Source organism: Actinomadura oligospora ATCC 43269 (assembly GCF_000518265.1).
Taxonomy (GTDB): domain Bacteria; phylum Actinomycetota; class Actinomycetes; order Streptosporangiales; family Streptosporangiaceae; genus Spirillospora; species Spirillospora oligospora.
The window spans coordinates 326,072-349,792 of the sequence record NZ_KI912411.1; the positions used below are offsets into that span (position 1 = coordinate 326,072).

24 protein-coding genes are annotated in these 23,721 nt (G+C 70.1%); 14 read left to right on the forward strand and 10 right to left on the reverse strand.

Annotated features, from left to right (window positions below):
- On the forward strand, positions 1 to 348 hold a 348-nt coding region (locus tag P696_RS0138435; RefSeq protein ID WP_026416483.1), incomplete at its 5' end, for a hypothetical protein.
- A gap of 455 nt (positions 349 to 803) precedes the next feature.
- On the opposite strand, the gene P696_RS0138440 is transcribed toward P696_RS0138435, so the two are convergent.
- On the reverse strand, positions 804 to 1,154 hold the full coding sequence (locus P696_RS0138440) for a hypothetical protein (RefSeq protein WP_026416484.1): 351 nt from the start codon (positions 1,152 to 1,154) through the stop codon (positions 804 to 806).
- Positions 1,155 to 1,438: 284 nt separating this feature from the next.
- Between P696_RS0138440 and P696_RS56660 the strand changes: the two genes are divergently transcribed.
- Together P696_RS56660 and P696_RS0138445 are read left to right on the forward strand one after the other, a co-directional pair.
- A complete protein-coding gene (locus P696_RS56660; RefSeq protein WP_157430191.1) occupies positions 1,439 to 2,008 on the forward strand; it encodes a hypothetical protein in 570 nt (189 codons plus the stop codon).
- A 1,250-nt stretch (positions 2,009 to 3,258) separates the two neighbouring features.
- Positions 3,259 to 4,230, forward strand: coding sequence for a DUF8189 domain-containing protein (locus P696_RS0138445; protein WP_026416485.1), 972 nt, complete (start codon positions 3,259 to 3,261; stop codon positions 4,228 to 4,230).
- 382 nt (positions 4,231 to 4,612) lie between these two features.
- Here the strand turns inward: P696_RS0138445 and P696_RS50950 are convergent, their stop codons facing one another.
- A complete protein-coding gene (locus tag P696_RS50950; RefSeq protein ID WP_084338853.1) occupies positions 4,613 to 5,524 on the reverse strand; it encodes a LysR family transcriptional regulator in 912 nt (303 codons plus the stop codon).
- An 81-nt stretch (positions 5,525 to 5,605) separates the two neighbouring features.
- Here P696_RS50950 and P696_RS0138455 point away from each other — a divergent pair, with 81 nt between their 5' ends.
- Positions 5,606 to 6,502, forward strand: a complete 897-nt coding sequence (locus tag P696_RS0138455) for an MBL fold metallo-hydrolase (protein WP_026416486.1) — start codon at positions 5,606 to 5,608, stop codon at positions 6,500 to 6,502.
- 83 nt (positions 6,503 to 6,585) lie between these two features.
- Here the strand turns inward: P696_RS0138455 and P696_RS0138460 are convergent, their stop codons facing one another.
- Positions 6,586 to 7,125 (reverse strand): DUF1062 domain-containing protein, encoded by a 540-nt coding sequence (locus P696_RS0138460; RefSeq protein WP_245627970.1) that lies wholly within the window; start codon positions 7,123 to 7,125, stop codon positions 6,586 to 6,588.
- Between the two features lie 294 nt (positions 7,126 to 7,419).
- Here P696_RS0138460 and P696_RS50955 point away from each other — a divergent pair, with 294 nt between their 5' ends.
- From P696_RS50955 to P696_RS50960, 4 genes are all read left to right on the forward strand, one after another.
- A complete protein-coding gene (locus P696_RS50955) occupies positions 7,420 to 7,902 on the forward strand; it encodes a DsbA family protein (protein WP_051468814.1) in 483 nt (160 codons plus the stop codon).
- Between the two features lie 98 nt (positions 7,903 to 8,000).
- Positions 8,001 to 8,531 carry a VOC family protein gene (locus tag P696_RS0138470; RefSeq protein WP_026416488.1) on the forward strand — a complete coding sequence of 177 codons (531 nt, stop codon included), beginning with the start codon at positions 8,001 to 8,003 and terminating at the stop codon, positions 8,529 to 8,531.
- A complete protein-coding gene (locus P696_RS0138475; protein ID WP_026416489.1) occupies positions 8,524 to 9,327 on the forward strand; it encodes a MerR family transcriptional regulator in 804 nt (267 codons plus the stop codon). The genes P696_RS0138470 and P696_RS0138475 overlap by 8 nt, the downstream gene beginning before the upstream one ends.
- A gap of 298 nt (positions 9,328 to 9,625) precedes the next feature.
- Positions 9,626 to 12,325 carry a GH92 family glycosyl hydrolase gene (locus tag P696_RS50960; RefSeq protein ID WP_281175032.1) on the forward strand — a complete coding sequence of 900 codons (2,700 nt, stop codon included), beginning with the start codon at positions 9,626 to 9,628 and terminating at the stop codon, positions 12,323 to 12,325.
- A 17-nt stretch (positions 12,326 to 12,342) separates the two neighbouring features.
- Here the strand turns inward: P696_RS50960 and P696_RS0138485 are convergent, their stop codons facing one another.
- Together P696_RS0138485 and P696_RS0138490 are read right to left on the reverse strand one after the other, a co-directional pair.
- A complete protein-coding gene (locus P696_RS0138485; protein ID WP_026416490.1) occupies positions 12,343 to 13,227 on the reverse strand; it encodes an aldo/keto reductase in 885 nt (294 codons plus the stop codon).
- Positions 13,228 to 13,241: 14 nt separating this feature from the next.
- Positions 13,242 to 14,186 carry an NAD-dependent epimerase/dehydratase family protein gene (locus P696_RS0138490; protein ID WP_034489071.1) on the reverse strand — a complete coding sequence of 315 codons (945 nt, stop codon included), beginning with the start codon at positions 14,184 to 14,186 and terminating at the stop codon, positions 13,242 to 13,244.
- A gap of 79 nt (positions 14,187 to 14,265) precedes the next feature.
- On the opposite strand from P696_RS0138490, the gene P696_RS0138495 reads away from it, so the two are divergent.
- Positions 14,266 to 15,162 (forward strand): LysR family transcriptional regulator, encoded by an 897-nt coding sequence (locus P696_RS0138495; RefSeq protein WP_245627995.1) that lies wholly within the window; start codon positions 14,266 to 14,268, stop codon positions 15,160 to 15,162.
- 14 nt (positions 15,163 to 15,176) lie between these two features.
- Here P696_RS0138495 and P696_RS0138500 read toward each other — a convergent pair whose 3' ends face one another.
- Positions 15,177 to 15,935 carry a class I SAM-dependent methyltransferase gene (locus P696_RS0138500; protein ID WP_026416493.1) on the reverse strand — a complete coding sequence of 253 codons (759 nt, stop codon included), beginning with the start codon at positions 15,933 to 15,935 and terminating at the stop codon, positions 15,177 to 15,179.
- A 73-nt stretch (positions 15,936 to 16,008) separates the two neighbouring features.
- Here P696_RS0138500 and P696_RS0138505 point away from each other — a divergent pair, with 73 nt between their 5' ends.
- Positions 16,009 to 16,551 carry a winged helix-turn-helix transcriptional regulator gene (locus P696_RS0138505; protein ID WP_026416494.1) on the forward strand — a complete coding sequence of 181 codons (543 nt, stop codon included), beginning with the start codon at positions 16,009 to 16,011 and terminating at the stop codon, positions 16,549 to 16,551.
- Here the strand turns inward: P696_RS0138505 and P696_RS53395 are convergent, their stop codons facing one another.
- Positions 16,552 to 17,160, reverse strand: coding sequence for a GNAT family N-acetyltransferase (locus P696_RS53395; RefSeq protein ID WP_051468817.1), 609 nt, complete (start codon positions 17,158 to 17,160; stop codon positions 16,552 to 16,554). It abuts the gene before it with no gap.
- A 36-nt stretch (positions 17,161 to 17,196) separates the two neighbouring features.
- On the opposite strand from P696_RS53395, the gene P696_RS0138515 reads away from it, so the two are divergent.
- Positions 17,197 to 17,724: a CGNR zinc finger domain-containing protein gene (locus tag P696_RS0138515; RefSeq protein WP_026416495.1), complete on the forward strand. Its 528-nt coding sequence runs from the start codon at positions 17,197 to 17,199 to the stop codon at positions 17,722 to 17,724.
- Here P696_RS0138515 and P696_RS56665 read toward each other — a convergent pair whose 3' ends face one another.
- Entirely contained in the window at positions 17,725 to 18,084 is a 360-nt protein-coding gene (locus tag P696_RS56665) for a DoxX family protein (protein WP_026416496.1), read from the reverse strand. It abuts the gene before it with no gap.
- A 78-nt stretch (positions 18,085 to 18,162) separates the two neighbouring features.
- On the opposite strand from P696_RS56665, the gene P696_RS56670 reads away from it, so the two are divergent.
- Positions 18,163 to 18,762, forward strand: a complete 600-nt coding sequence (locus P696_RS56670; protein ID WP_211245968.1) for a helix-turn-helix domain-containing protein — start codon at positions 18,163 to 18,165, stop codon at positions 18,760 to 18,762.
- A gap of 20 nt (positions 18,763 to 18,782) precedes the next feature.
- Here the strand turns inward: P696_RS56670 and P696_RS0138530 are convergent, their stop codons facing one another.
- The gene (locus P696_RS0138530) at positions 18,783 to 20,135 is read right to left on the reverse strand and encodes a TrpB-like pyridoxal phosphate-dependent enzyme (RefSeq protein ID WP_026416497.1); all 1,353 of its coding nucleotides are present in this window, start codon (positions 20,133 to 20,135) and stop codon (positions 18,783 to 18,785) included.
- 1 nt (position 20,136) lies between these two features.
- On the reverse strand, positions 20,137 to 20,421 hold the full coding sequence (locus P696_RS0138535; protein WP_026416498.1) for an acyl carrier protein: 285 nt from the start codon (positions 20,419 to 20,421) through the stop codon (positions 20,137 to 20,139).
- Between the two features lie 525 nt (positions 20,422 to 20,946).
- On the opposite strand from P696_RS0138535, the gene P696_RS0138540 reads away from it, so the two are divergent.
- Entirely contained in the window at positions 20,947 to 22,152 is a 1,206-nt protein-coding gene (locus tag P696_RS0138540; RefSeq protein WP_051468821.1) for an acyl-CoA dehydrogenase family protein, read from the forward strand.
- Positions 22,149 to 23,717 (forward strand): amino acid adenylation domain-containing protein, encoded by a 1,569-nt coding sequence (locus P696_RS0138545; RefSeq protein ID WP_026416500.1) that lies wholly within the window; start codon positions 22,149 to 22,151, stop codon positions 23,715 to 23,717. The genes P696_RS0138540 and P696_RS0138545 overlap by 4 nt, the downstream gene beginning before the upstream one ends.
- Positions 23,718 to 23,721: the final 4 nt, after the last annotated feature.

Sequence of the window (23,721 nt, forward strand, 5' to 3'; positions counted from 1 at the left end):
CACGCCCGCCAACTCCCCGACCAGCTCGACGCGCCGCCCGTTCCCGAGGAGCCGTCCGGCCCCGCCGCGGACACGCCCGTGACGCTCGACCTGCCCGGCCTGCTCGCCGACCACCTGCGGGCCGTCGGCGACGACACCATCCGCAAGGTGCTCATCCGGGGGCGGATCATCCGCCGCGGCAAGGGCTACTCCATCCGCCTCACCGTGCCGCCCGAACTCCACCACGCCGCGCTGCACCAGAGCGCAGCCCCCGCCGCCGAGGGCGCCGGGCCGACCGAACACAAGGCCCACCGGGTGCACGCCACCCGCATCACAGCCGCTCAACAGCACAGGACGCCCGGCCGCTGACCAGCGCACCCCGCATCAATCCCCGAGTGAGTGTGGCCGCGAGAAGCAGGAACGGATGTCCACCCGTTCGAGCAACGTTCGCGCCGCCGGTGTTGTGGGATTGTCGATGAGATTCAGGAACGCTGTGGACGGCGTCCTGCTCTCGGGGCAGCCGAAGTCCGCGGGCCAAGACCGGGGATGAGGAACGGCCGGACAGCCGTTGGCGGTGCCCGCCGGTAGCGCGGCAGAGTAGAGGGACTGTCCCGGCTGGGGCATCACATCGCCCCAGGTCACCGCGCCGAGAGTGACAGCCCGCCATTTCGGCCCTCGTCGTTGGTGTCCCGAACCAGTGCCGAAACCCAGGGCAAGACCGACGCGCCACCGACGGGCGCGGCTCGCCGGTGGTCGCAGAGGGGCACGGCGTCCGCCGCCTCCTCCGGGTCACCTCCTGGTGCCTGGCAGGCGGGGACGGCGGGTCAGGGCGCTTCGAACAAGATCGCGGACACCCGGTGAGAGCCCTGGAAGTTCTGCTTCTGCCCCGGGTCGATGGTCGCCTCGGGCGTGCCGGTGCAGTCATTGGAGGTGAACAGCGAGGCGCTGTATTCAGTGTTGCGGTTGGCGGCCGACCGGGTCTGGAACGGGCTGTCCAGCGGGGCGCAGCCTTCCAGCTCAGGCTCCGGCACGTTCTTGGAGGTGCCGGTCTGGTTGGGCTGGCTCCACAGCACCAGGGCACCTCTGGCGGTGGTGGCGTTGGCCGCGCCGGTGCCAGGGCTGAGGGCGGCGGCCACCAGGACAGTCGCCGCGAGGGCCCGGAAGGGTTTCATCATGGGTGCTCCTTTCGAGGTCACCCCCCAAGCATTAACCATGGGTCGCCACGCGATGACTGTTGGTGATGCTTCTGAGGTGACGGGGCCATCCAAAGGGCGCCCCCCCAGGTCCTCACTTGTGGGTCGGTCGGCCTGTCGCTACTGACCGTTCCGATCCCCCCGCAGGCCGATCATCGCCAGTTACTGCCTTGTACCGCCAACGGCTGTCCGCAGGGTCCCCGCCCCGGAGACCGCGAGCGGGCCGTGGGCGAGTCAGTCGAGCCGGACGCCCGGGGAGAAGAGGGGTGAGCGAGATCGAAGAGCAGGACCAGGCGCTCTGGCCGAAGCCTTCACCGTTGGGATCTGCTGCGGCACTGGATGCGATGGCTTCGATTGCAGCGCCCCCGCTGGCAGGTTTCGCTCTCGCGACCATCGCCGTCGTAGCCCAGAGCGCAGGGTCGTTTCGGTGGCCAGGACTGTGCATCCTGTTCTGCGCTGCCACCGCGGCATTTCTGGTCATGTCAATCCAGTACGGCTTCACCGCCCGAGCGTTCTTCTACTCGCCCGCCGACATAGGGACTTGGTGGCCGGAAGCCTCCGATGACCGCACGCGGCAAGCGTGGTTGAAAGCCGAGCACGAGCAGCACCACGAGCAGTGGCGCCGGTACGCCACACGCGCACGATTCGCCTACAACGCCGGCGTGATCGCCTTGTCGCTCACTCTCGCGGTGCTCGCGGCTCCTCCCGCTGGAGCCGGCCAAGCCTCTCTGCGCTGGGTTGCCGCCGGGCTCAGCCTTCTTGCCGCAGCCGGGACAACGACGACAGCGATACGCCGCACACGAGTTCTCCCCAGGGCACGAACCGAGGAGCCATGAACCCCATCAGCCGCTGGATAACCCGTCTTCGCGACCGTAGAAGGATTCGACGGATTCGACGGGAAGCTCGCCGGATCGAGCCCGGCAGCGCCGGCCCAATCGGCAACTCAGGAGGGGGAACCGTGGGCCGTCCAGACCTCACCCCCTGCCCCGGCTGCCATGGCAGCGTCACGCACTTCCCCGGGTGCCGCTACACACCGATCTCCATGAACCGCATCAATGCAATGCGTGGCAGTTCGAGGGCTGTTCGCACACGCCTGAACAAGATGCTTCGCCCCTGACCAGGCACGACACGGGCCCCAGGCGACCCAAAACGACAAACTTTCCTGGACACTGTCGATTCCCGTAGTCGTGTTCATCAACGGCCCCCATGCTCGATCGGCGGCAGGCCGCCAACCGGTGTGCACACGACTTCAGATATCCGTGCAGAGGACTTCGGAAATCGACATCGGGAAGCTCGTGGAGCATCTCGCCACTCCGATGTGACAGGGAATGGGCCATTCCCTGTCACATCACGGGTTCGCGTGCGGGATCCACCGCGCCCGCATCTGCTGGGCGGCGTCCAGGGCGGCCTGTCCCACCAGATGGCCGTTCTCGGCCTCGGTGGTGGTGTCCAGTACGACGTAGATCGCGGCTTCGACGGTCCTCCGCTCCTCCTGGAGCTACTGCCGGGTGATTCCGTCGTACCGCTCCAGCCTGCCGGTAGATCCGTTGGGTCTGGCTCATCAGGGTCTCGTAGGTCGCGGGTGGGTCCGGGGTCTCCTCCATGGCTCCACGGTGCCACCTTGCGTTCCGCCGTGCTGGTCAGTGCCTGTTTCTCAACGCCTACGTGCGCCCTGTTCAGGAACAGTTTCGGGGGCACCGGGCCACGGCGGTCGTGGAGCTTCGATTCGTTCGGAGATCCGTCACCGTGATGCTTGTCCGATCGGATCTCGACGCTGCTGCTCACGTGTCGGGCGCGAGTGAGCGTCACACGCAGGCGTCACGGTGTGACGATTACAGAACGCGAACGAAGGCTCTTACGAAACCGCGATCAAGCAGACGTCTCACTCAAAGTGACACTCCACAAACCTTGAACTAAAACACAGGTGGCCCCACCCACCTCGCGGACGGCCCTCGTGTTGACTGCATCGGCTCATTGGCTTGTCGCCTCGGTCGAATACGATTGGTTGGTCCCAGCGGCGGTCCGTGGAGGTCATGGCGTGGCGACGTTCAGCTCGGAGCCCTGGGGTGGACAGTGGGATCATCGGATGACGCCGGCGGCGGTGTCGGGCCCACAGCGCCTCGACGTGTTCCTGCTGGGCACCAACTGGCAGCTGTACCACTACTGGTGGCCACGGGTGGGCGGCGGACAGCCCTTCGGTTTGGAGTCGCTGGGCGGTGGGTGGCTCCGCCAGGACGTGTCGGCGGTCCGCTGGCGCGGCCGTCTGGACGTGTTCGTCGTCGGTCCCGACGCGGCACTGCACCACTTCTGGCAGCTACCCGGTGAGCCCTTTCAGTCCGAGTCACTCGGGGGGCGCTGGCGCAACCCCGTGTCCAGAGCGGTCGCTCACGGGTCGGGACTGCACGTCTTCATCATCGGCGACGACTTCCAGCTGTGGCGCTACTCGACGCAACTCGTCGTCGCCGGTTCCCTGACCGTCCGACCGTTCGAACTCGAACCCGTCGGCGGCGGCCCCTACAACCCGGGCTACCCGTGGACCGGCAATCGCCGGATCGCCGCGACCTCATGGGGCCCCGACTGGTGGGACGCGTTCGTCGCCGACAACGACTACGGGCTCGTCCACCACTGGCGGCGACCAGACGGAGCGCCGTCCCACGAACTGCTGGCCCGTCGCCATGCGCAGTGGATCGACGCAGCCTCAGGCCGGCGCGGCCGCCTCGACGTGTTCACCCAACTCGAAGACCCCGACCTCGCCCCCCGGATCGGGCACCTCTGGCAGAACCCGGGCGAGGGATTCCGCTTCGAGGCGCTTGAGTACTACGCTCTCGGCGCCGCCCCACCGGCTGCCGTCACCTGGGGCTACCCCCGGCTCGACGCGTTCGTCCCCTCCGGCGCCGGCCTGCGACACCACTGGCAGGAGAACAACCCGTTCGACTCCGAGGACCTCGGCGGCGTCTGGGTCAACGGACGGGCAGCCGCCACGACATGGGGTCCGCGCCGCCTCGACGTTTTCGCCGTCGGCGACGACCACCAGCTCTACCACTACTGGCAAGGCTGACGTACCCCCAAACCCGGACGTCTCCACGGCCCACACACCGATTCTCACGCGCCGCGACCAACCCGCGCCAGAGATCAACAGCTCAGATCAGCGGATAGGACACAGCTTCTCAGACCTCGTCGTCGTCTTCGGAGGCGCCGGTGTCGCGTAGGTCGCGGATGGCGCCGGGCGCGAGTCCGGGAAGGGCGAAGGTGGCCGTCGCGCTGGAGCATGGTGACGACGTCGTAGGCCCGCACGGTCCCGGTGTAGATCGAGGTGACCACGCGGAGGATGTCCGGCTGAGACCGGTGGCAGACACGACGTCCTCCAACACCGCCGGAGCCGGGGTGGCCGCGGTGGTGTCGCGTCGCTGGTGGCGGGACGCGGCCGGCGCGTCGTCAGATCAAGCCCGTTCGGACCCGGTGGCGGGACGCTGAGCCGTCTGGTCACCGGGGCGCTGTCGGCTCGGGCGGTACGTGGCCGCTGCGATGCGGACGAACGAGGGGATCAGCGGGTTCGGGTCGTCCTTGTTCCACGCCGTCACGACGCGGCTCGGCGGCATGTCGGTCAGCGGTACCGCGGTCAGCCCCTTGGGCATGTCGTGGCCGAGCGGGGTCAGGCCCACCGTGCCGTTCCAGAGCACGGCGTGACGGCATTCCTGGACGGCCCGCACCACCGGCCCTTCGCGAGGTTCCTGGCCGTTCCAGTACGTCCACCAGGCCGGGTCGGTGCCGTCCGGGAACTGGAACCAGCGTCGGCCGGACAGGTCGGCCAGCACCAGGTGCGTGCGCTGGGAGAGGGGGTCGTCGTCGCGGAGCACCGCGCCGACCGGGTCGGCCCGCAGCTCGTGGACGGTCAGTCCCGTCTCGTCGAACGGCGCGCGGGTGAGGGCGACGTCGACCAGCCCGGCGCGCAGCCCGCAGGTCGGATCGGTCAGGTCGGCCTCGCGGATGCGGACCTCGATGCCCGGGTGCCGCGCGCGGAAGGCGTTGGCCAGCCGGACGGCATCCAGGTCGGTGCCGTCGCCGAGGAGGCCGATCGTGATGGTCGCGGGACCGGCCTCCGCCGCCACGCGCGCGCGGATCCGGTCGGCCTGGACGAGCAGCTCGCGCGCCTCGTCCAGCAGCACCGCACCGGCGGGAGTGAGGGAGACACCCGTGGAGGATCGGTTCAGCAGGGTCGCGCCGAGACCGGCCTCCAGCTGCTTGATCGCCCGGCTCAGCGGGGGCTGGCTCATGTGCAGCCGGGCGGCGGCCCGTCCGAAGTGGAGTTCCTCGGCGACCGCGACGAAGTAGCGCAACGTTCGCAGCTCCATGCTGCGACGATACCCGCGAAGTATCGGGTGTTTTCGCATCGGTCTTGGACGGGCGAGGTTCCGGGACGGTGGAATCGAAGCATGAACGCACCGCTGCTTCCCGACCCCGCCGTGCACGTCGACGGCGTCCAGGAGATCGCCCCGGACCTGCTGGTGATTCCGAACCGCGGGGTCCAGCTCGTCCCGAACATCGGCATCATCGGCGGCACGCACGCCGTCCTCGTGGTCGACACGGGCATGGGCACCGCCAACGCCGAGCAGGTCCTCTCCCTGGCGTCCACGGTGGCCCGGGGACGGCGGCTGTACCTGACCACGACGCACTTCCACCCTGAGCACGCCTTCGGGGCGCACGTGTTCGACGGCCACGCGACCTACATCGCCAACCGCGCCCAGGCGGACGACCTGAAGACGAAGGGGCCGGGCTACCTGGAGATGTTCCGCGGCTTCGGTTCGCCGGTCGCCGACCGCCTCGACGGCGACGTCCGCGTGCCCGTCCCTGACGTGGTCCACGACGACGGGTACACCCTGGACCTCGGCGGCCGGACCGTCCGGCTGCGGCCCACCGGCCGGGGACACACCAAGGGCGACCAGGTGATCGAGGTGCCCGACGCCGGTGTGCTGTTCACCGGCGACCTCGCCGAGGCGGGGCAGTTCGCGATCTTCCCCTGGTTCCCGCCGCACGACACCGACGTCTCCGGGATCGGCTGGCTCGCGGTGATGGAGCGGCTGGCGGACAACGGGCACCGGGTGGTCGTCCCCGGTCACGGCGACGTCGACGGCCCGCAACTGCTCGCGGACGTCCGCGACTACCTGCGCGAGCTCCGCGACGAGACCTGGCGGCGGCGCGACTCGGCGATGGACGAGGGCGACGTCCTGGCCGAGGTCCGGGCGCTGCTGGTCGAACGGCACCCCGAATGGGAGGGACGCGAATGGATCGAGAAGGGCGTCGGCTGCCTCTGCGCCGAACACCCCGCGTGAGCTCTGCCGAGCGGTGAAGCCTCGCGCGGGGTCGAGAGGTGAAGCCGCGGCGGGCCGGGTGGCCCGCCGCGGTTGGGTTCCCGCTAGTCCCCGGGCATCACGGTGAAGGTGAATCCGGTGCTCGTCGGACGGCGCAGGGAGGTTTCGGACTTGATCCGGCGCAGCACCTCGCTCCTGCTGAGGCCGAGCCCCTGCGCGATGAGCCGTTCCGGACGCACCGGCACCGGATCCGCGAAGGTGACCTCGACCTGGACCGGCCACGGGTCGTCCAGCCACTCCGACGGAGTGTCCAGCCGCCACGCCCCCGTCCAGTCCAGGGTGAAGCGGTTACGCCGGGCGAGCAGCGGATCCAGCAGCGTGGACGCCACCAGACCGGCGTCGTTGACGCGGTAGCCGCGGAGCTCGGCCGGGTCGAGGGACCTGACCGGCGCCCGGTCGTGCACGGTGATCTTGCTCGTCCGGTCGCAGGACACGCAGCGGACCAGCAGCCACACGTCCAGCAGCTTGCCGTTGGCGTTGACGCGGAACCTGCCCTCGCCGGTGGTGGCCGACTCCGACCGGCAGTCCACGCACCGCAGCGACAGCAGGGGCGGCCTGGTCCGGCGGATGACCCAGGGCAGCACGATATGAGGTTGTGAAGACATGATCTCTCTAGACCTGACACGAGGCCGATTGCGCGCGACCTCAAACGCTGTGTGACCGGGCGCGCGAGGGCAGCCCGGCGGAACCGACGGCGACGTCGGCTACAGGTGAGCGGAAGAAGGTGTCAGGTCTAAAGAGCAGGCGGGGTCACGCGGTCTGTCCTCTGTCTTCACTGCGATCGGGTCGCAGGCAACCTACGGGAAGGCGGAGGAAAGCCTCAAACGGTTTTCCGCCGCAACCTCGTCAGCGCTGCCGGGCTGCTCTCCAGGCCGCACATGCAGGACGTCGAGGCGGACGCGGCGCCACACGTCCTGCGCCTCCGGCGTTCTCCGCGTCCGGCGAGCAGGCGCCCGCGCATCGCCCGGATCCGGTCGCTGGGCATGGCCGAGGGGCTGGAGTTGAACCTGCAACTCGCCCGTCCGGTGAACACCTTCGACGCGCACCGGCTGGTCAAGCTGGCCGCCGTGCGCGGCAGGGCCGACCAGATGATGGAACTGCTGCTGCACGCGTACCACACCGAGGGTCTCAACGTGGCCGATGAGCAGGTCCTACGTCGGCTCGGCGGCGAGGCCGGACTGGACGGCGACGAGGTGCGCGCCGTCCTCGCCGGGGACGACCACGCCGAACAAATCCGCGCCGATCGACGCCGCGCGGCCGAGGCCGGTGTCACCGGCGTCCCCAGCCTGGTGATCGACGGCCGTCCGCCGGTCTCCGGTGTCCAGGCCGTCGCCGACTTGCAGCGGCTGATCGGGCACTGACGGACCAGCCTCCCCTTCCGGCCACAGCGGAGCCACAGGCGTGAGGCCCGCTCCCCTGGTTTGACCCTCACGTTGCGTGAGGCTCGAAGGTGGGCTCCATGAGTGACTACTACAACGCCTTCGAGATCAGCCCTGTGCCTTCTCCCGGCCCGGACGCGGTTCCGCCGGAACCGTTCCGTGGCATCTACGGGATGCCCGCCTTCGTGACGATCCCCACGAGCGATCTGGCGGAGTCGGTGGACTTCTGGACGCGCGGGCTCGGGTTCTTCGAGTTGTTCGGCATCCCCGGCACGCTGGTGCATCTGCGTCGGTGGGCCTTCCAGGACGTCCTGCTCGTCTCGGCGGAGAGCGTCCCGGAGCGGGCACCGGCGATGAGCTTCAGTTTCGCCTGCGTGCTCAGCCAGGTCGAACCGCTTGCCGAGGCCTGTCGCGCGCTGCGTCCGGGCTCGGTCGACGGTCCCCGGGACACTCCCTGGAACACCCGCGACGTGGAGGTGATCACGCCCGAGAACGCACGGATCATCGCCACCGCGGCCAAGCTCCTCGATCCCGCGAGCGAGGAGGCGCGGAACCTGGAGGCCATCGGGATCACCGCCCCGGGCGGCGGCGACAATGGGGAGCATGCCTGATGCCACCGATGCCGACGGCCTGACCGTCGGCCAGGTCTCGACGCGTCTGGGCGTGACGGTCCGCGCGCTGCACCACTGGGACGAGATCGGCCTGGCCCGGCCGTCGATGCGCACGGCCGCCGGATACCGGCTCTACACCGCTGATGATCTGGAACGGCTCCACCGCATCGTCGTCTACCGCGAGCTCGGGCTCGGCCTGGACAGGATTCGGACGGTCCTGGACGACTCGTCCGCGGACGTCCCCGGCGCGTTGCGGACGCAGCGCGCCCAGGTCGCCGAACGAATCGTCCGGCTCCAGAAGCTCAGCGACGGACTGGACCGCATGATCGACGCCCACGAGCGCGGCCTGCTGCTGACGATCGAGCAGCAGGCCGCGATCCTCGGCCCCCAGTGGAACCCGGACTGGCCCGCCCAGGCCCGCCACCGCTACGGAACCACCACTCAATGGCAGCAGTACGCCGAACGCTCCGCCACCCGCGGACCGGAGGAATGGCAGGCCGTCGCCGACGCCGTCGCCGACCTCGACCGAGCCCTCGCCGATGCGATGGACACCGGCGTCACACCCGGCAGCCCGGCGGCGAACCGGCTCGTCGAACGACACCGCGAAGTCTTCGCTTCGTACTTCCCGCTCACCCGGCAGATGCAGGTCTGCCTCGGCCGCATGTACGAGGCCGACCCGGGATTCGCCGCCCACTACAACGGCGTCCGCGCGGGCCTCGCCACATGGTTCCGCCAGATCATCGACGCCAGCGCCCGCGCCCACGACATCGACCCCGACACCGCGACCTGGCAGTAGACGGGCTCACCAGCGGCGCTCCGATACGCCTGGCAGGGCGGACGGTTCGGTTCGACCGGTCGGTGCCGTGGTCGAGCGGGACTCGGGCTGCACGGTCGAGGTGCCCGCGAATTACGTGAAGGATCTTCACGATTCGGGGTCGACCCGGTGATAATGGCGGTCCCTCCGGCTGCGACAACGTTGTCATGGCCGCCTCACCCCCCTCGGAGGCACCATGCTCGTCCGTGCAGGATCTGCCGTGACTCGACGCGCGCCTCGCAGGCCCCGTGTGACGCGGCGGGCGCTGCTGGCCCCGGTGATGTTGCTGACCGTGGTAGTCCCGCTGGCCGGTACGCCGGGCCCGGCATCGGCGCTGGCGGTATCGGCGCGGGCAATGTCGACACGGGCGGCGGGCGGCGGGAACGTGGACCGGGTCGATCCGTTCATCGGGACGACGGGCGCGAGCGACACCGAGTACGGCGGGATGATCCCGAGCACGGCTCCGCCGTTCGGGATGACGCGATGGTCGCCGATGACCCGCCAGAACAAGGTGAGCGTGCTGCCGTACCGTCTGGGCGACCCGAAGATCACGGGGTTCATCGGGACGCATCAGCCGGCGATCTGGATGGGCGACTCGGGGTACGTGGCCGGAATGCCCGGGGTAGGAGAGGTGAAGACCGCCGAGCGGGACCGCGGCCTGCCCTACAGCCACCGGGACGAGACGGCCTCGCCGGAACAGTACGCAGTCGATATGCATCCGTCGCCGGGGCAGACGCTGCGGGCCCGGCTCACCGCCACCTCCCGGGTCGGGTTCCTGCGCCTGACCTACCCGAAGGGGGCGGCGGCCAACTTCGTGGTCCAGGCGACCCGGAGCGGCGTCACCGGGAACGTGCACATCGACCCGGCGCGGCGTGAGATCACCGGCTACAACCCCGACCGGCAGGACAGCGGGCTGGGGCCGTTCAAGGCGCCGCACTTCAAGGGCTACTTTGTGGCCCGCTTCGACACCTCGTTCGCCGGTCACGGCACGGCGAACGGCGCGGTCCGGCACGACGGGCAGTCCGACCGGACGGGCCCGGACGTGGCGGGCTACGTGCGGTTCCCGGCGGGCGCGGTGACCGTCACGGTGCGGATCGCGACCTCGTTCATCTCCGTCGCCCAGGCGCGGGCGAACCTGGACGCCGAGATCCCGGACGGGCGCTCCTTCGACCAGACCGTGGCGCAGGTCAGGGCCGCCTGGGCCGCCAAACTCGACCGGATCCGCGTCCAGGGCGGCACCCGCCCCCAGCTGACCACCCTCTACACCGCGCTGTACCACGCACTGCAGTACCCGTCGGAGATGTCGGAGGGCGGACGCTACTACAGCGCCTACGACGACAAGGTCCACCGCGGCATCAGCTACACCGGGTACTCCCTGTGGGACACCTTCCGGGCCGAGAACGCCCTGCTGATCCTGCTCGCTCCCGAACGCGTCAACGGCATGGTCACCTCGATGCTGCAGGACTACCGGGAGGGCGGCTGGCTACCGGTCTGGAAGAACCTCACCGAGACCAACATCATGGTGGGCACCAACGCCGACTCGGTGATCGCCGAGGACATCGCCAAGGGGTTCCGCGGCTTCGACCTGAACCTGGCCTACCAGGCCGTCCGCAAGGACGCGATGACGCCACCGGACTACGACACCCTGCTGCCCTACTTCGACCGGGAACCGTTCGCGCCCGTCCAGGCCCGCGCGGGACTGACCGCCTACAAGAAGAACGGATGGGTCGCGGCCGACCACAGCTACGCGGCGGGATCGCGGACCCTGGACTACGCCTACGAGGACTACGCGGTCGCCCAGGTCGCCAAGGCGGCCGGCAAGACCTCCGACGCCGCCTACTTCCTGAACCGCAGCAAGAACTACCGCAAGCTGTACAACCGTGCGACCGGGTTCATGCAGGCCCGCAACCGGGACGGGTCGTGGGCGCCCGACGGCTGGGTCGAGGGCGACCAGTGGGCCTACACCGCCGACGTCCTGCACGACATCCCCGGCCTGATCAGGCTCAAGGGCGGGAACGCCGCCTTCGCCGCCTGGCTCGACGACCACTTCGGCGGCGGACACAACGACCCGACCAACGAGCCGAGCCACCACATCCCCTACCTGTACGACTACGCGGGCCAGCCGTGGAAGACCCAGCACCTGGTCCGGAAGATCGCCGCCACGGGTTTCCACACCGCCCCGGACGGCCTGCCCGGCAACGACGACTGCGGCCAGATGTCGGCCTGGTACGTCTTCTCCGCACTCGGCTTCTACCCGGTGAACCCCGCCTCCGGCCGGTACGCGGTGAGCAGCCCCCTGTTCGACAAGGTCACCCTCGACCTGCCCGGCTCCGCCCGGCCCCTGGTCATCAACGCCCCCGGCACCGCCACCCGTCCCTACATCCAGGGCCTGAAGGTGAACGGCCGACCCGTCGGCAGGCCGTTCCTCGCCCACACCGACCTGGCGCACGGAGGGAACCTCGACTTCACCATGAACCAGGCCCCTCAGCGCTGGGGCGCCACCACCACCCCGCCGCCGCTCAACCTCGCCCTCGACCGCCCCGCCACAATGATCAACGGAACCCCGGCGGCCCAGTGGGGCAAACCCACCGCCAACGCCGTCGACGGCTACCCCCAGACCATGGCGCAATCCACCGGCGGAGCCCCCTGGAGCCTCCAGGTCGACCTGGGCCGCGCCGCCTCCGTCGGCCGCGTCGTCGTCGACCCCGACTGGCAGAACCACCCCACGGCCTACGACATCAAGACCTCCACCAACGGCACCGACTGGACCACCGTGGCCCGCGACCCCGCCGCAGGCGGCACCACCGGCTGCTCCGCGCACGGTGTCAAGACCTGCGGCCAGCGCCGCACCTACGCCTTCACCCCGGTCAAAGCCCGCTACCTGCGTCTGGAGGTGCACAGCTGGGCCTCCGCCTGGACCGGCACCCCACTCCCCTGGAACGGCTGGGCCCTCAAAGAACTCCAGGCCTACTCGTCCTGACCTTGCCTGGCCCTGTCTCAGCTCGGCAGTGCCGGATCGAGTTGGGTCAGTTCTTCCTGGGTCAGCTTGATCTGGACGGCCTGGGCGGAGTCCTGGATGGAGGTCGGACGGCTGGCTCCCGGCACGGGGATCACGGCCGGGGAGCGGGTGAGCAGCCAGGCCAGCGCGAGTTGCTGGGGGCTGACGCCGTGCTCGGCGGCGATGCGGTGGAAGGCGGTGCCGCGCGAGGACGAGTCGGACGGGCCGTCCAGGGAGCTGCGGGAGATGCCGCCGAGCGGGCTCCAGGGCAGGAAGGCCAGGCCCAGCTCGGTGCTCAGCCGCAGTTCGGGCTCGCTGTCGCGGACGGCCGGCGAGTACCGGTTCTGCACCGAGACGAGACCCTCCCCGAGGATCTCGTGCGCCTCGCTGATCTGGGCGGTGGTCACGTTGGAGAGACCGGCGGCGCGGATCGTCCCGGCGTCGAGCAGGTCGCGCAGCGCGCCGACGGAGTCGGCCCAGGGGACGTCCGGGTCCGGCTTGTGCAGCTGGTACAGGCCGATGGCCTCGACGCCCAGGCGCTTGGCGGACGCCTCGGCGGCGCGCTTGAGGTGTTCCGGGGTTCCGGTGACGGTCCAGCCGCCGTCGCCGGGACGGCCGCGTCCTCCCTTGGTCGCGACCAGGACATCGGAGGTGTCGCCGCCGTAGCCGGCCAGGGCGCGGGCGATGAGGAGCTCGTTGTGCCCCTCCTCACCGGCGTGCCAGTGGTAGCTGTCGGCGGTGTCGATGAGCGTGACCCCGGCGTCGAGGGCGCCGTGGATGGTGGCGATGGCGCGCTGTTCGTCCGGGCGGTTCTCGATGGACAGCGGCATGGCTCCCAGGCCGATGGCGCTGACGTTGGTGTTTCCGATGCGGCGGTACTGCATGGTGACCCGGTTTCTCAGTTGGAGGGGGCCGCGGCGGCGGTGAGGGCTTCGGCGACGGCGGCGGGCAGCCAGTCGGTGGTGTGGGCGAAGCAGAAGCCCTGCGCCTTGGCGCGTGCGTTGCTCATGGCGTAGTGACGGTCGAAGGAGAACGGTGAGGCGGTCTCGTCCGGGGCGACGGTTCGGAACACGGGCTGCCGCCCGGCCTGCTCGGCGATCGCGGCGCTCAGGGCGCGCACGTCGAGCGGGCCGTCGGAGCAGGCGTTGACCGGGCCGGTGAAGTCGGTGGCCGTCGCCGCCCACAGCAGCAGGTCAGCCAGCTCCTCGTAGTGGACGAAGACCGTCGGCAGTGCCCCGGCGTGGACGGCGATCTCCTGGCCCTGGACGATGCGCTCGACGTAGTGCGCGAGGCGACCCGTGAAGTCCTGCGCGCCGCCGCCGAGCACGTGGGCGCTACGGACGGAGGCGAACTCGAACCGGGCGGCCTGCGTGAGGACGGCCTCGGCCTGGCGCTTGCCCTCGGCGTAGTGCGTTTCGAGGTACGCCTCGTCCTGCCAGGGCAGATCCGTCGACACCAGCCAGGTGGCCGGGTCCACGTTCTCCTCCGGCACCGGAGTGTGCGCCAGCACGGCCGGGAGCGCCGCGGTCGCCGGGTCGTAGACCTCGATCGTGGAGGTCATGACGTAGCGCCGAGCGCGGCCCCCGAAAGCGCGCACGGCGATGGCCGCCTGGACGGGCGTGTAGCAGACCTGGTCGACGACCACGTCGAACGTGCGGCTCCTGAGCGCCGCGACGAGGGCGGCCTCGTCGTTGCGGTCGACGACGAGGTGCTCGACTCCGGCGGGCGGCGGCACGGAGCCGCGGTTGATCACGGTGACCCGGTGACCGTCCGCCCGCAGGCGCTCCACCAGCACTCTTCCGGCGTACCGGCTTCCGCCGATGACACAGATCGCTTTTGGCATGCCTCCATCCTGGAGACCTAGGATCATCAGCAGAAGTACCGACCTACTGGACGCGCATTAAGGAAAACTGTTGATCGACGTGCAGCGGCTCCGCGTCCTGAGGGCGGTGGCGGAACACGGCAGCTTCAACCAGGCCGCCACCGCCCTCCGCCTCACCCCCTCGGCCGTCTCCCAGCACGTCGCCGCGCTGGAGCGCAGCCTCGGCGCCCAGGTCGTCACCCGCAGCACGCGTGGCGTCACCCTCACCCCGGCCGGCCAGATCATGTTCAGCGCCGCCGAGTCGGTCGTCGCCGAGCTCGAACACGCGAAACGGCAGGTCGACCGGCTCAGCACCGGACGCAGCCAGCTCACCATCGCCACCTTCACCAGCGGCGGGCGGCTACTGCTCCCCGGGGCCCTCGAACGGCTCATGACCGTCCACCCGGACACCGTCGTCCACGTCAGGGAGCACGAGCCCGAGGGAAGCCTGCCGCTCGTCCGCCAGGGCGCGGTGGACATCGCGCTCGCCTACTCCTTCGACGGCCCGCTGCCCGGACAGCAAGGACAGGCCCACAGCCTGCACTGGACGCCGCTCATGGACGACCCACTCCACGTCGTCCTGCCGGACGGGCACCCCCTCGCCGGACGCGACGAACTCCACCTCACCGAACTGGCCGCCGAGCCCTGGGTGCTCGGCTGCCTCAAGACCGAGGCGTACCTCCGCCGCTACGCCGAGCGCGCCGGCTTCTCCCCCGACATCCGCGGCACCACCACCGACTACTTCTTCGCCCGCTCACTCGTCGCCGCGGGCATGGGGATCTCCCTCATCCCCACGATCGCCCTGACTCCCCCGGTGCCGGGCCTGCACACCGTCCCGATCGCACCCCCGACCCCAACCCGCCACATCGGCGTCGCCGCAATCCCCCGCCGCCACGACCACCCCCAAATCACCACCCTCATCCAAGCCCTCCGCACCCAAGTAGCCCGGGCAGCCTGAGGGCGCCTTTCGTGTCAGGATTGTGGGCGGGCGTGGCCTAGGTAGGTGACTAGCGGGGGGCCGTTGGGGTCGAGGACGAAGTCGGTCAGGTGTGGGATCGCCTCGTCGTCGATCTTGCCTGCGCGGCGTGCGAGGGTGGCGCGGACGAGGTTGAGGACGTTCTTGGGCTTGAAAGAGCAGACGTCCTCGTTTCGCAGGCCGTGGGCGGCGAGGGCCGCGGCGATCTCGGCGGGTGTGCGTAGACGGGCGGCGGTGTAGCGGCCGGAGGGCATGATCCGGGTGAGCGGCAGCGCCTGGAAGGCCCCGAGGTAGATCAGCCTGGAGACGGGTGTCCGGTTCACGGTGTCGTAGAAGAGGACGCCGTCCGGCCGGAGCAGCCGGGCCGCGTGCGCGACGACCCGGTCGAGATCGCCGGTGATCTCGAAGGTGTCGGCGTAGAAGACGAGGTCGAAGGACGCGTCGGCGCGTCCGGGGTCCTCGGCGGGCGCGGTCACGAACTCGATCGGACCGCCGCCCGCCTCCCGGGCCATCGCGGTCGCCTCGGCGGACGGGTCCAGGGCGACGACGTCCAGCCCGAGTCCGGCCAGTCCGCGGGCGAGGAGTCCGCGTCCGCTGCCGACGACCAGGGCGGACCGTCCCGCGGGATCGATTCCGAGCCGGCGCAGGACCGAGCGCACGTACTCGAGCCGGACGTCCTGGAAGGTGAGGGCCCGGATGTGGCGGCCGTCGATGGCGCCGGCCGTACGCGAGTCGAGTTCGATGGACGGTCCCATGAGGCTCCTCCTCGTGAGTTTCCTTAGGGAACCCGACCATAGTCCCCTCAGGGAACTCACCTACACTCGGGGTGTGACCAGGACCCCGCTCGCCGACGTCGCGTGCTCGATCGCGCGCGCCACCGACCTGTTCGCGGACGCGTGGACGGCGCTCATCATGCGGGACGTCCTGGTGGGCGTGAACCGCTTCGACGACCTGGCGCGTGACCTGGGCATCTCGCGCAAGGTCCTGGCCGCCCGGCTCGCCCGCCTCGTCGAGGAGGGCGTCCTGACCCGCGAGCGCTACCAGGAGCACCCGCCCCGCGAGCACTACCTGGCGACCGAGAAGGGCAAGGACCTGTATCCCGTCCTGCTCGCGCTGATGCGCTGGGGCGACCGCTGGTACGGGGAGTCGGGCCCGCCCGTGCGCATCCGCCATCTGGAGTGCGGGCACGACACCGAGGCCGTCACCGCGTGCGGCCACTGCGGCCACGAACTCACCGCCGACAACACCACCCAACTGCCCGGCCCCGGAGGCCGCATCGGCCCCGGCACCCAGGTGCTCGGCCCCCTCCTCGCCTCCCGCAAGCCCCGGACGGACTCGACGAGCTCCTCACCTGAAGACGGCCGAGCCTGATCAAGTCGTCGCTGGACGGGTGGAGTCGTGGGTCCAGATGAGGCAGTCGTGCCAGGTGTCGTGGTCGGCGTCCGGGTGGGTCCAGGTTCGGCAGTGGCGGGGGATGTGCTGTTCGAACTGGAAGCCGACGCGTTGGGCGAGGCGTTGCGAGGGCTCGTTGCCGGGCTCGATCTCCAGCCAGATCCGGGGGGCGGCGAGGGCGTCGTGGGCCCACTCGGTCGCGGCGAGCGCGGCGCGGGAGGCGATGCCCCTGCCTCGCTCCTCAGGGCGGAGCCAGTACGCCAGCTCGATGCTCCCCGGACCGTCCGGGATCAGCCCGACCGCGCCGAGAAGCCGTCCATGGCGGACGATGCCGAGGCCGAACTGGCCTCCCTTGGCGGGGTCCCAGTCGGCCAGTGCGGCTTGCGCGTCGCCGGGCGAGTAGGGACCTAGGTGGGGGCCCCACAGGGATCGGCCCGGTTCTCCGCTCGTGGCCTCGACCAGCAGGGCGGCGTCGGCGGCGTCCAGGGCGCGAAGGCGCAGGTCGTCCCCCAGGTCCAGGTCCGGGAGCGGCGTCGGGCGCGCGGAGGTGGCGGCGGAGCTGGCAATGTAGCTGGTGTTCATGCCCATGCGGCCTACTATGGAGACAGGAAGGTAGGTGGTCAAGTGCAATACGTCGCCTACATCGGCAACATGGCCAGGCTGACCGTCGAACTGGTCAACGGCGATGACCCCAGTGAGCTGCGGCGGGAGTTCTTCCGTCAGCACCACGTCGCCGATCCGGACGCCGACGAGCTCGCGCGACTCCTTCCGCTGCTTCGCGACGCCGTCGCAACCGTGGCGGACGCGGGGGCGATCGCGCCCGTCAACCTCCTCCTGGAGAGGTTCCCGCCCGCGATGACCGTGAGCACGCACGACGGCGCGGGCGGGCCGCACCTGCACTTCGCGCGCGACGGGGAGGACCCCACGTCCTGGCTGGGACGCAGTTGCGCCGCCGCGCTCGCCCATGTGATCTGCGGCGATCCCCACGTCACCGTCGGGCGCTGCCAGGCGGACGGCTGCGAACGCTTCTATGTGGACGACTCCCGCAATCGCAGCCGCCGGTTCTGCTCCAACACCTGCGCGAGCCGAACTACGGTCGCCGCCTACCGGGCCCGCCGCAAGAACCGCGAGGCCAACGACCAGCCGGAATGATCAGGCGGTGGCCACCGCGATCGCCCAAGCGATGTACAGGGCGTTGACCAGCAGGCGGGCAACGGCCCCGACAGGCCGTTCGAGCAGGGCGGGACGGTCACGGCGGGCGTGCCGGAGGGCGTCGAAGTGGGACGCCAGGTACGCGGTGATCAGCAGGGCGGCGGCCCAGCCGCCCGCCTGCCTCCAGGCCAGCACCAACCCGCCCACCGCGATCTCCGCCACGCCGCTCAGTGCGACGATGGCCCCGGCGCCCCTGAGCCAGGACGGAACCAGAGAGCGGAAGTATCCGGGAACGACGAAATGCATGACTCCGACGACCATCATGAAGGCGGCCAGAGCGTAGGCGGTGAGATCTCGCATGCACCGACCTTCGCCCCGGACGTCCCCGCCGGGCTTGAACGAAACGATCGCCGCCTGGTCGCTGCGACCGGGGTCACCGTGTTCAGCGAGGCCCGTCCGTTCACCGTCGCCGAGCACCGGCATCCAGCGTGGAAGGTCGTCCTGCCGTGGGGCGGCCGGGTCACGGTTCGTCCGCCCGGCGAGCGGCCGATCAGCGCGCCCGGCGTGATCGTGCCACCGCAGTTCGCCCACGCCTGCTCGACCGACTCGGGGTTCACCGCCCTGTTCATCGACGCGTGGCTGCTCCCCGACGCGCTCGTGCCGACGCCCCTAGACGCGAGCACCGCGGAGGGACTTCTGGGCGATCCGTCTCTGGCCGCAGTCGCCGCGCTCATGGGCCCTTGCCCTGACCTGGACCCTCGGGTGGCGTGCGCCCTGCGCGCGGCCCCTGGCACTCCCCTCTCGGACGTCGCCGCGACGGTCGGCCTGTCGGCGCCGAGGCTTCGGGCCCTCGTCCGCGACTCCGTCGGAATCCCGCTCGTCCGGCTGCGGCGGTGGGCCCGCCTCCGCGCGGCGGTCACCGAGCTGCCCCGCGCATCGGTGGCCACCGCAGCGGCCGACGCGGGTTTCGCCGACCAGGCTCACCTCACCCGCACGGCCCGGGACTTTCTGGGCCGCACGCCCGCCTCACTTCGCTGATTCCGGGCAGCCACCCCTCGTCAGGGCGAATCGATGAGAGGCCGAAGGGACGCCTGGATCTGCTCGTCGGTGGGGACGACGTCCACGGTGTTCCCGGCCAGGTGGCTTTCATAGGCCGACAGGTCCAGGAGGCCGTGGCCGCTGAGGCTGAACAGGATGACCCGCTCGGCGCGTTCTTCGCGGGCCTTCAGCGCCTCGTCCATCGCGGCGGTCACGGCGTGGGCCGATTCGGGGGCGGGGACGAGCCCTTCGGCCCGCGCGAACGCAGCACCGCATTCGAAGACGCGGGACTGGCCGTAGGACGTCGCCTCCATCAGGCCCTTGTCGTACATGGCGCTGACGATCGGCGCGGCACCGTGGTAGCGAAGTCCTCCGGCGTGGATGTGGTAAGCCGTGAACGTGTGCCCCAGCGTGTACATCTTGACCATGGGCGTCACGCCCGAGTAGTCGGTGTGGTCCATGAGGTACCTGCCCCTGGTCATCTTGGGGCAGGCGTCCGGCTCGACGGCCAGGAACCGGGTCGCGGCGTTCTCCTCCCGCGCGGCGCGGTAGAACGGGAAGGTGATCCCGGCGAAGTTGCTGCCCGCGCCCATCGCGCCGATCACCACGTCGGGGAACTCCCCGGCCAGCCGCATCTGCAGGAGCGCCTCCTCGCCGATGACGGTCTGGTGCAGCAGGACGTGGTTCTCACCGCTTCCGATCGAGAACCGCGCCCCCTCGCGGGCGGCGGCGTACTCGATGGCCTCGGCGTTCGCGATGCCGAGGCTGCCCGGCGAGTCGGGGTCGGCGTGCAGCGCGGCCCGGCCCACCTCGGTCTCGGTGCTGGGACTCTCGATGACCCGGGCGCCGTTCAGCCGCATCAACGTGCCCCGGTACGGCTTCTGCCGGTAGCTGGAGCGCACCATGAACACGGTGCACGCCATGCCGTAGGGGTGGCACGCCATCGAGAGCGCGGTGCCCCACTGGCCCGCGCCCGTGCCGGTCACCATCTCCCGAGCCCCGGACCGGGCGTAGTAGTAGGCCTGCGCCAGCGCGGTGTTGATCTTGTGGCTGCCGGACGGGCTCGTGCCCTCGTACTTGAAATAGATGTGCGCGGGGGTGTCGAGTTCCTTTTCCAGCCTGGTCGCGCGATAGAGCGGCGTCGGACGCCAGCGCCGGTACTCCGCCCGAACGGGCTCGGGGATCTCGATGAAACGGTCACGGCCGATGCTCGGCCGGTACATGGAGAGCGGCAACTGCGGATTCAGCGTCTTCCGTTCGCCGTTCACCCGTGGCGCCGAGCGCGGCGCGGGCAGCTCGAACGGCAGATCCGCGAGGACGTTGTACCAATGCGTGGGAACCTGGTCCGCCTCCAGGTCGAAAGGCTGGTGCATGTTATTCGTCCGCGCCCTTCGCGTCGACGACCCGGCGGATCATTGCCACGAGACTTCCCACATCCGACAACTCGGCGGCCATCACGTCCTCGTCGTCGATCTCGATGTCGAAACGCTTCTCGACCTGGACGAGGATGTGCAGCAGGCTCAGTGAGTCCAGTCCCACCATCGGCGAGTAGAGCGAGGTCGTCTCGTCGAGCCGGTCGCGATCGACGCCCAATTCGAGCACACCGATCATGACGTCCTTGATCTCTGCAGCCAGATCCTGATTGTTGGCACGATCCACAGCTTGTCCCTCTTCTGCAGGCGTCGTCTCGGGGAATTTCCTTGCGGAACGGGAGGATTGACGGAAACAGATGTCCGGGAAGCCGGCCGCCCTCCGGCGACGGGACTTCGCGTGTCGACGGCTCGGGCCGCCGACCTCGTCCCGCCCGGGTCCCCTGGTCATGCCAGGCGGACCGGCCGGGAGCTGTCCACGGGCTGCGACGTTCACCACTGCGGTTGGCTGACGGTCGGTACCGTACGACAGGCATCTGCGCCATGCAAGAGATCATGTGGAATCCGATCCGCCGCCGAAGTTCACCCTTTCCAAGATCGCTTGTCTCATGGACAATGGGCAGCGGCCGATCCGGCCGAGCCCGGTTTTCCCCGCCGGCTCCCGTGAGGCGAGGGGTGGAGCATTGTGATTCCACACAGTGATGGAACGGTTACCCGTGCCGTCCGGCAGGTAATCGTTCTCCGATCCCGACCCTAGGTCCCCCGACTTCTCGACCGTCCTAGCCGGACCAATGTGTCGGCCGAACGGAGAGCCATGCGATTCGAATGGGATGACGATCAGGACGCGCTGTACCGGGATTTTCGCAGGCTCGGCGAAGAGGCGTTGAGCAAGGACGTCGCCGAACGCGACAGGGACGGCGTGTTCAGCCATGAGGATTGGAAGATCTGCGCCGAACACGGATTGCTCGGCCTGATACTGCCGCCCGAGTACGGCGGCTCCGGACGCGACCCCGTCGCCTATGTCCGCGCGATGGAGGGTTTCGGGCACGGCTGCCGCGACAACGGCCTGACGATGGCGATGGGCGCGCACATCCTGGCCGCCGAGGTCCCGATCTGGAAGTACGGGGACGAGGACCAGCGGCGCCGGTACCTGCCGGAGCTCGCCGCCGGACGGCTCATCGGGGCCAACGCGATGACCGAGCCCGGCAGCGGATCGGACGCGCTCTCCCTCACCACCACCGCCGAGCGCGACGGCGGCTTCTACCGCCTGACCGGGCGCAAGCTCTACGTCACGAACGCGCCGGTCGCCGACGTCTTCGTCGTCTACGCGACCGTCGGCCGGAACCTGGGCTTCACCGGGGTCACCGCGTTCCTGGTGGAGCGCGGCGACCCCGGCGTCTCGGTGAGGGGGCAGGCCGAGAAGATGGGGCTGCGCACCGCCCGCTGGGGAGAGGTCGAGCTGGACGGCTGCCGGATCCCCGCGTCCCGGCGCCTCGGAGCCGAGCGGCAGGGCGGGGCCGTCTTCGCGCGGACGATGGCCTGGGAACGGTCCCTTCTGCCCGCGCCGTGGCTCGGCGTGCTGGAACGCGAGCTCGACGAGTGCGTCCGGCACTGCCGCCGCCGTCGCCAGTTCGGCAAGCACATCGGGCATTTCCAGTCGGTCTCGAACCGGATCGTGGACATGCGGCTCCGGTGGGAGCTGTCCCGGATGCTCCTCTACCGGGCCGCGGCGGAACTCGACGGGCCGAAACCGACCATCTTCCCCGAGGCGGGCAAGCTGTACGTGAGCGAGGCCGCGGTGGAGATCTTCACGAGCCTGACGCAGATCTACGGCGCCCTCGGCTACTCGTCCGGCGGACGCACCGAACGCCACCTCCGGGACGCGGTCGGCATGACCATCTCGTCCGGCACCTCGGACATGCAGCGCGTGGTGATCGCCGGAAAACTCGGCATCACCTGGCCGGACACCGATGCGCCCACAGGCGCCCAGAGCAGCGACGGAAGCGGGGACGCGAGGTGAGCGGTCTCAACGACTACCTCCGCCACTGGGCCAGGACGCGGCCGGAGGCGCCCGCCGTCGAGTTCCAGGGCCGGACGCTGACCTACGGCGAACTGGACGCGCGCAGCTCGGCCCTCGCCGCCACCCTGATCCAGAACGACGTGGCCCCTGGCGACAGGGTCGCCCTGTGGCTGCAGAAGTCGGTCGAGTCGGTCATCGCCATCCACGGCGTCCTGAAGACCGGCGCGGCCTACGTGCCGATCGACCCGAGCGCGCCCTTCAAGCGGGCGGGCCACATCATCGGGCACTGCGACGTGGCCTGCGTGATCGCTCAGGACGACCGCGTCGACTGGCTGCGGGAGCAGTTCTCCTGCCCGATCGTGTCCGTCGGCTCCCGGCGGCCACCGGACGAATCCGTCCTCGGCTGGGAACAGGCGCTGGCCGCCACGGACGACCCGCCCATGCCGGACGTCGATCCCCAGAGCCCGGCCTACATCCTGCACACCTCGGGGACGAGGGGCACGCCCAAGGGTGTGGTGCTCTCCCACGGCAACGCCGTCGCGTTCGTGGAGTGGACGGTCGACGAGTTCGGCCTGGGACCCGCCGACCGGATCTCCAGCCACGCGCCGTTCCACTTCGACCTGTCCGTCCTGGACCTGTTCGCGACGTGCAGCGCGGGCGGCTGCGTGGTGCTCGTGCCGGAGAGCCAGGTCGGGCTCGGCGGCGCGCTCAACAAGTTCATCGCCGAGCAGCGCATCAGCGTCTGGTACTCCGTCCCGGGCGCGCTGACCCGGATGCTCGCGGCCAGGAACAGCGAGCTGCTCGCGGGATCGTCGCTGCGGGTCGTCCTGTTCGCGGGCGAGCCGTTTCCGCTCACGCACCTGCGGCAGATGCACGCGCTCGTGCCCGAGGCCGACTTCTACAACCTGTACGGGCCGACCGAGACGAACGTGTGCCTGTTCCATCCCGTCCGGGCGTCGGACGTCGAGCCGCACCTGACGCGGCCGGTGCCGATCGGCCGTCCCTGCCCGTACGCCGAGGCGTTCGTGATCGACCAGGACGGCCGTCCACTCGGCCGGGAGCCGGGGTGGTCCGGGGAGCTGTGCGTCGCGGGAGACTCGGTGATGCTCGGCTACTGGCGGGACGACGACCTCACGCGGTCCAAGACCGTGCTCATCCCGCAGGACGGCGCGGAGCCCCTGAGGGCGTACCGCACCGGCGACCTGGTCCGGATCGACGACGACCTGAACCATGTGTTCCTCGGACGTGAGGACGACATGGTGAAGATCCGCGGTCACCGCGTCGAGATCGGCGAGGTCGAGGCGGTCCTGTCGGCCGCGGACGACGTCCGGGAGGTCGCCTGCGTCGTGGTCGGCGACGGACCCGACGACCGCGCGATCGAGGCGTATCTGGTGCCGGAGGCCCAGCACGAGGGGGTCGAGGTCGAACTCGACGTCGGGCGGGTGCGGAGGCACTGCCTGGCCGAACTGCCGCGCTACATGGTCCCCGAGCGGTTCCACGTCGTCGCCGGGCTCCCGAGGACCGGGACCGGCAAGATCGACCGGCTCGCCCTGGCGCGGTCGTAGGCGG

Bases quoted from the DNA above. Each gene is read 5' to 3' on its own strand.
- P696_RS0138440 (WP_026416484.1), bottom strand. From the start codon at position 1,154: ATGATGAAACCCTTCCGGGCCCTCGCGGCGACTGTCCTGGTGGCCGCC.
- P696_RS0138445 (WP_026416485.1), top strand. From the start codon at position 3,259: ATGACGCCGGCGGCGGTGTCGGGCCCACAGCGCCTCGACGTGTTCCTG.
- P696_RS50950 (WP_084338853.1), bottom strand. From the start codon at position 5,524: ATGGAGCTGCGAACGTTGCGCTACTTCGTCGCGGTCGCCGAGGAACTC.
- P696_RS0138455 (WP_026416486.1), top strand. From the start codon at position 5,606: ATGAACGCACCGCTGCTTCCCGACCCCGCCGTGCACGTCGACGGCGTC.
- P696_RS50955 (WP_051468814.1), top strand. From the start codon at position 7,420: ATGCAGGACGTCGAGGCGGACGCGGCGCCACACGTCCTGCGCCTCCGG.
- P696_RS0138470 (WP_026416488.1), top strand. From the start codon at position 8,001: ATGAGTGACTACTACAACGCCTTCGAGATCAGCCCTGTGCCTTCTCCC.
- P696_RS0138475 (WP_026416489.1), top strand. From the start codon at position 8,524: ATGCCTGATGCCACCGATGCCGACGGCCTGACCGTCGGCCAGGTCTCG.
- P696_RS50960 (WP_281175032.1), top strand. From the start codon at position 9,626: ATGTTGCTGACCGTGGTAGTCCCGCTGGCCGGTACGCCGGGCCCGGCA.
- P696_RS0138485 (WP_026416490.1), bottom strand. From the start codon at position 13,227: ATGCAGTACCGCCGCATCGGAAACACCAACGTCAGCGCCATCGGCCTG.
- P696_RS0138490 (WP_034489071.1), bottom strand. From the start codon at position 14,186: ATGCCAAAAGCGATCTGTGTCATCGGCGGAAGCCGGTACGCCGGAAGA.
- P696_RS0138500 (WP_026416493.1), bottom strand. From the start codon at position 15,935: ATGGGACCGTCCATCGAACTCGACTCGCGTACGGCCGGCGCCATCGAC.
- P696_RS53395 (WP_051468817.1), bottom strand. From the start codon at position 17,160: ATGGGCATGAACACCAGCTACATTGCCAGCTCCGCCGCCACCTCCGCG.
- P696_RS56665 (WP_026416496.1), bottom strand. From the start codon at position 18,084: ATGCGAGATCTCACCGCCTACGCTCTGGCCGCCTTCATGATGGTCGTC.
- P696_RS0138530 (WP_026416497.1), bottom strand. From the start codon at position 20,135: ATGCACCAGCCTTTCGACCTGGAGGCGGACCAGGTTCCCACGCATTGG.
- P696_RS0138540 (WP_051468821.1), top strand. From the start codon at position 20,947: ATGCGATTCGAATGGGATGACGATCAGGACGCGCTGTACCGGGATTTT.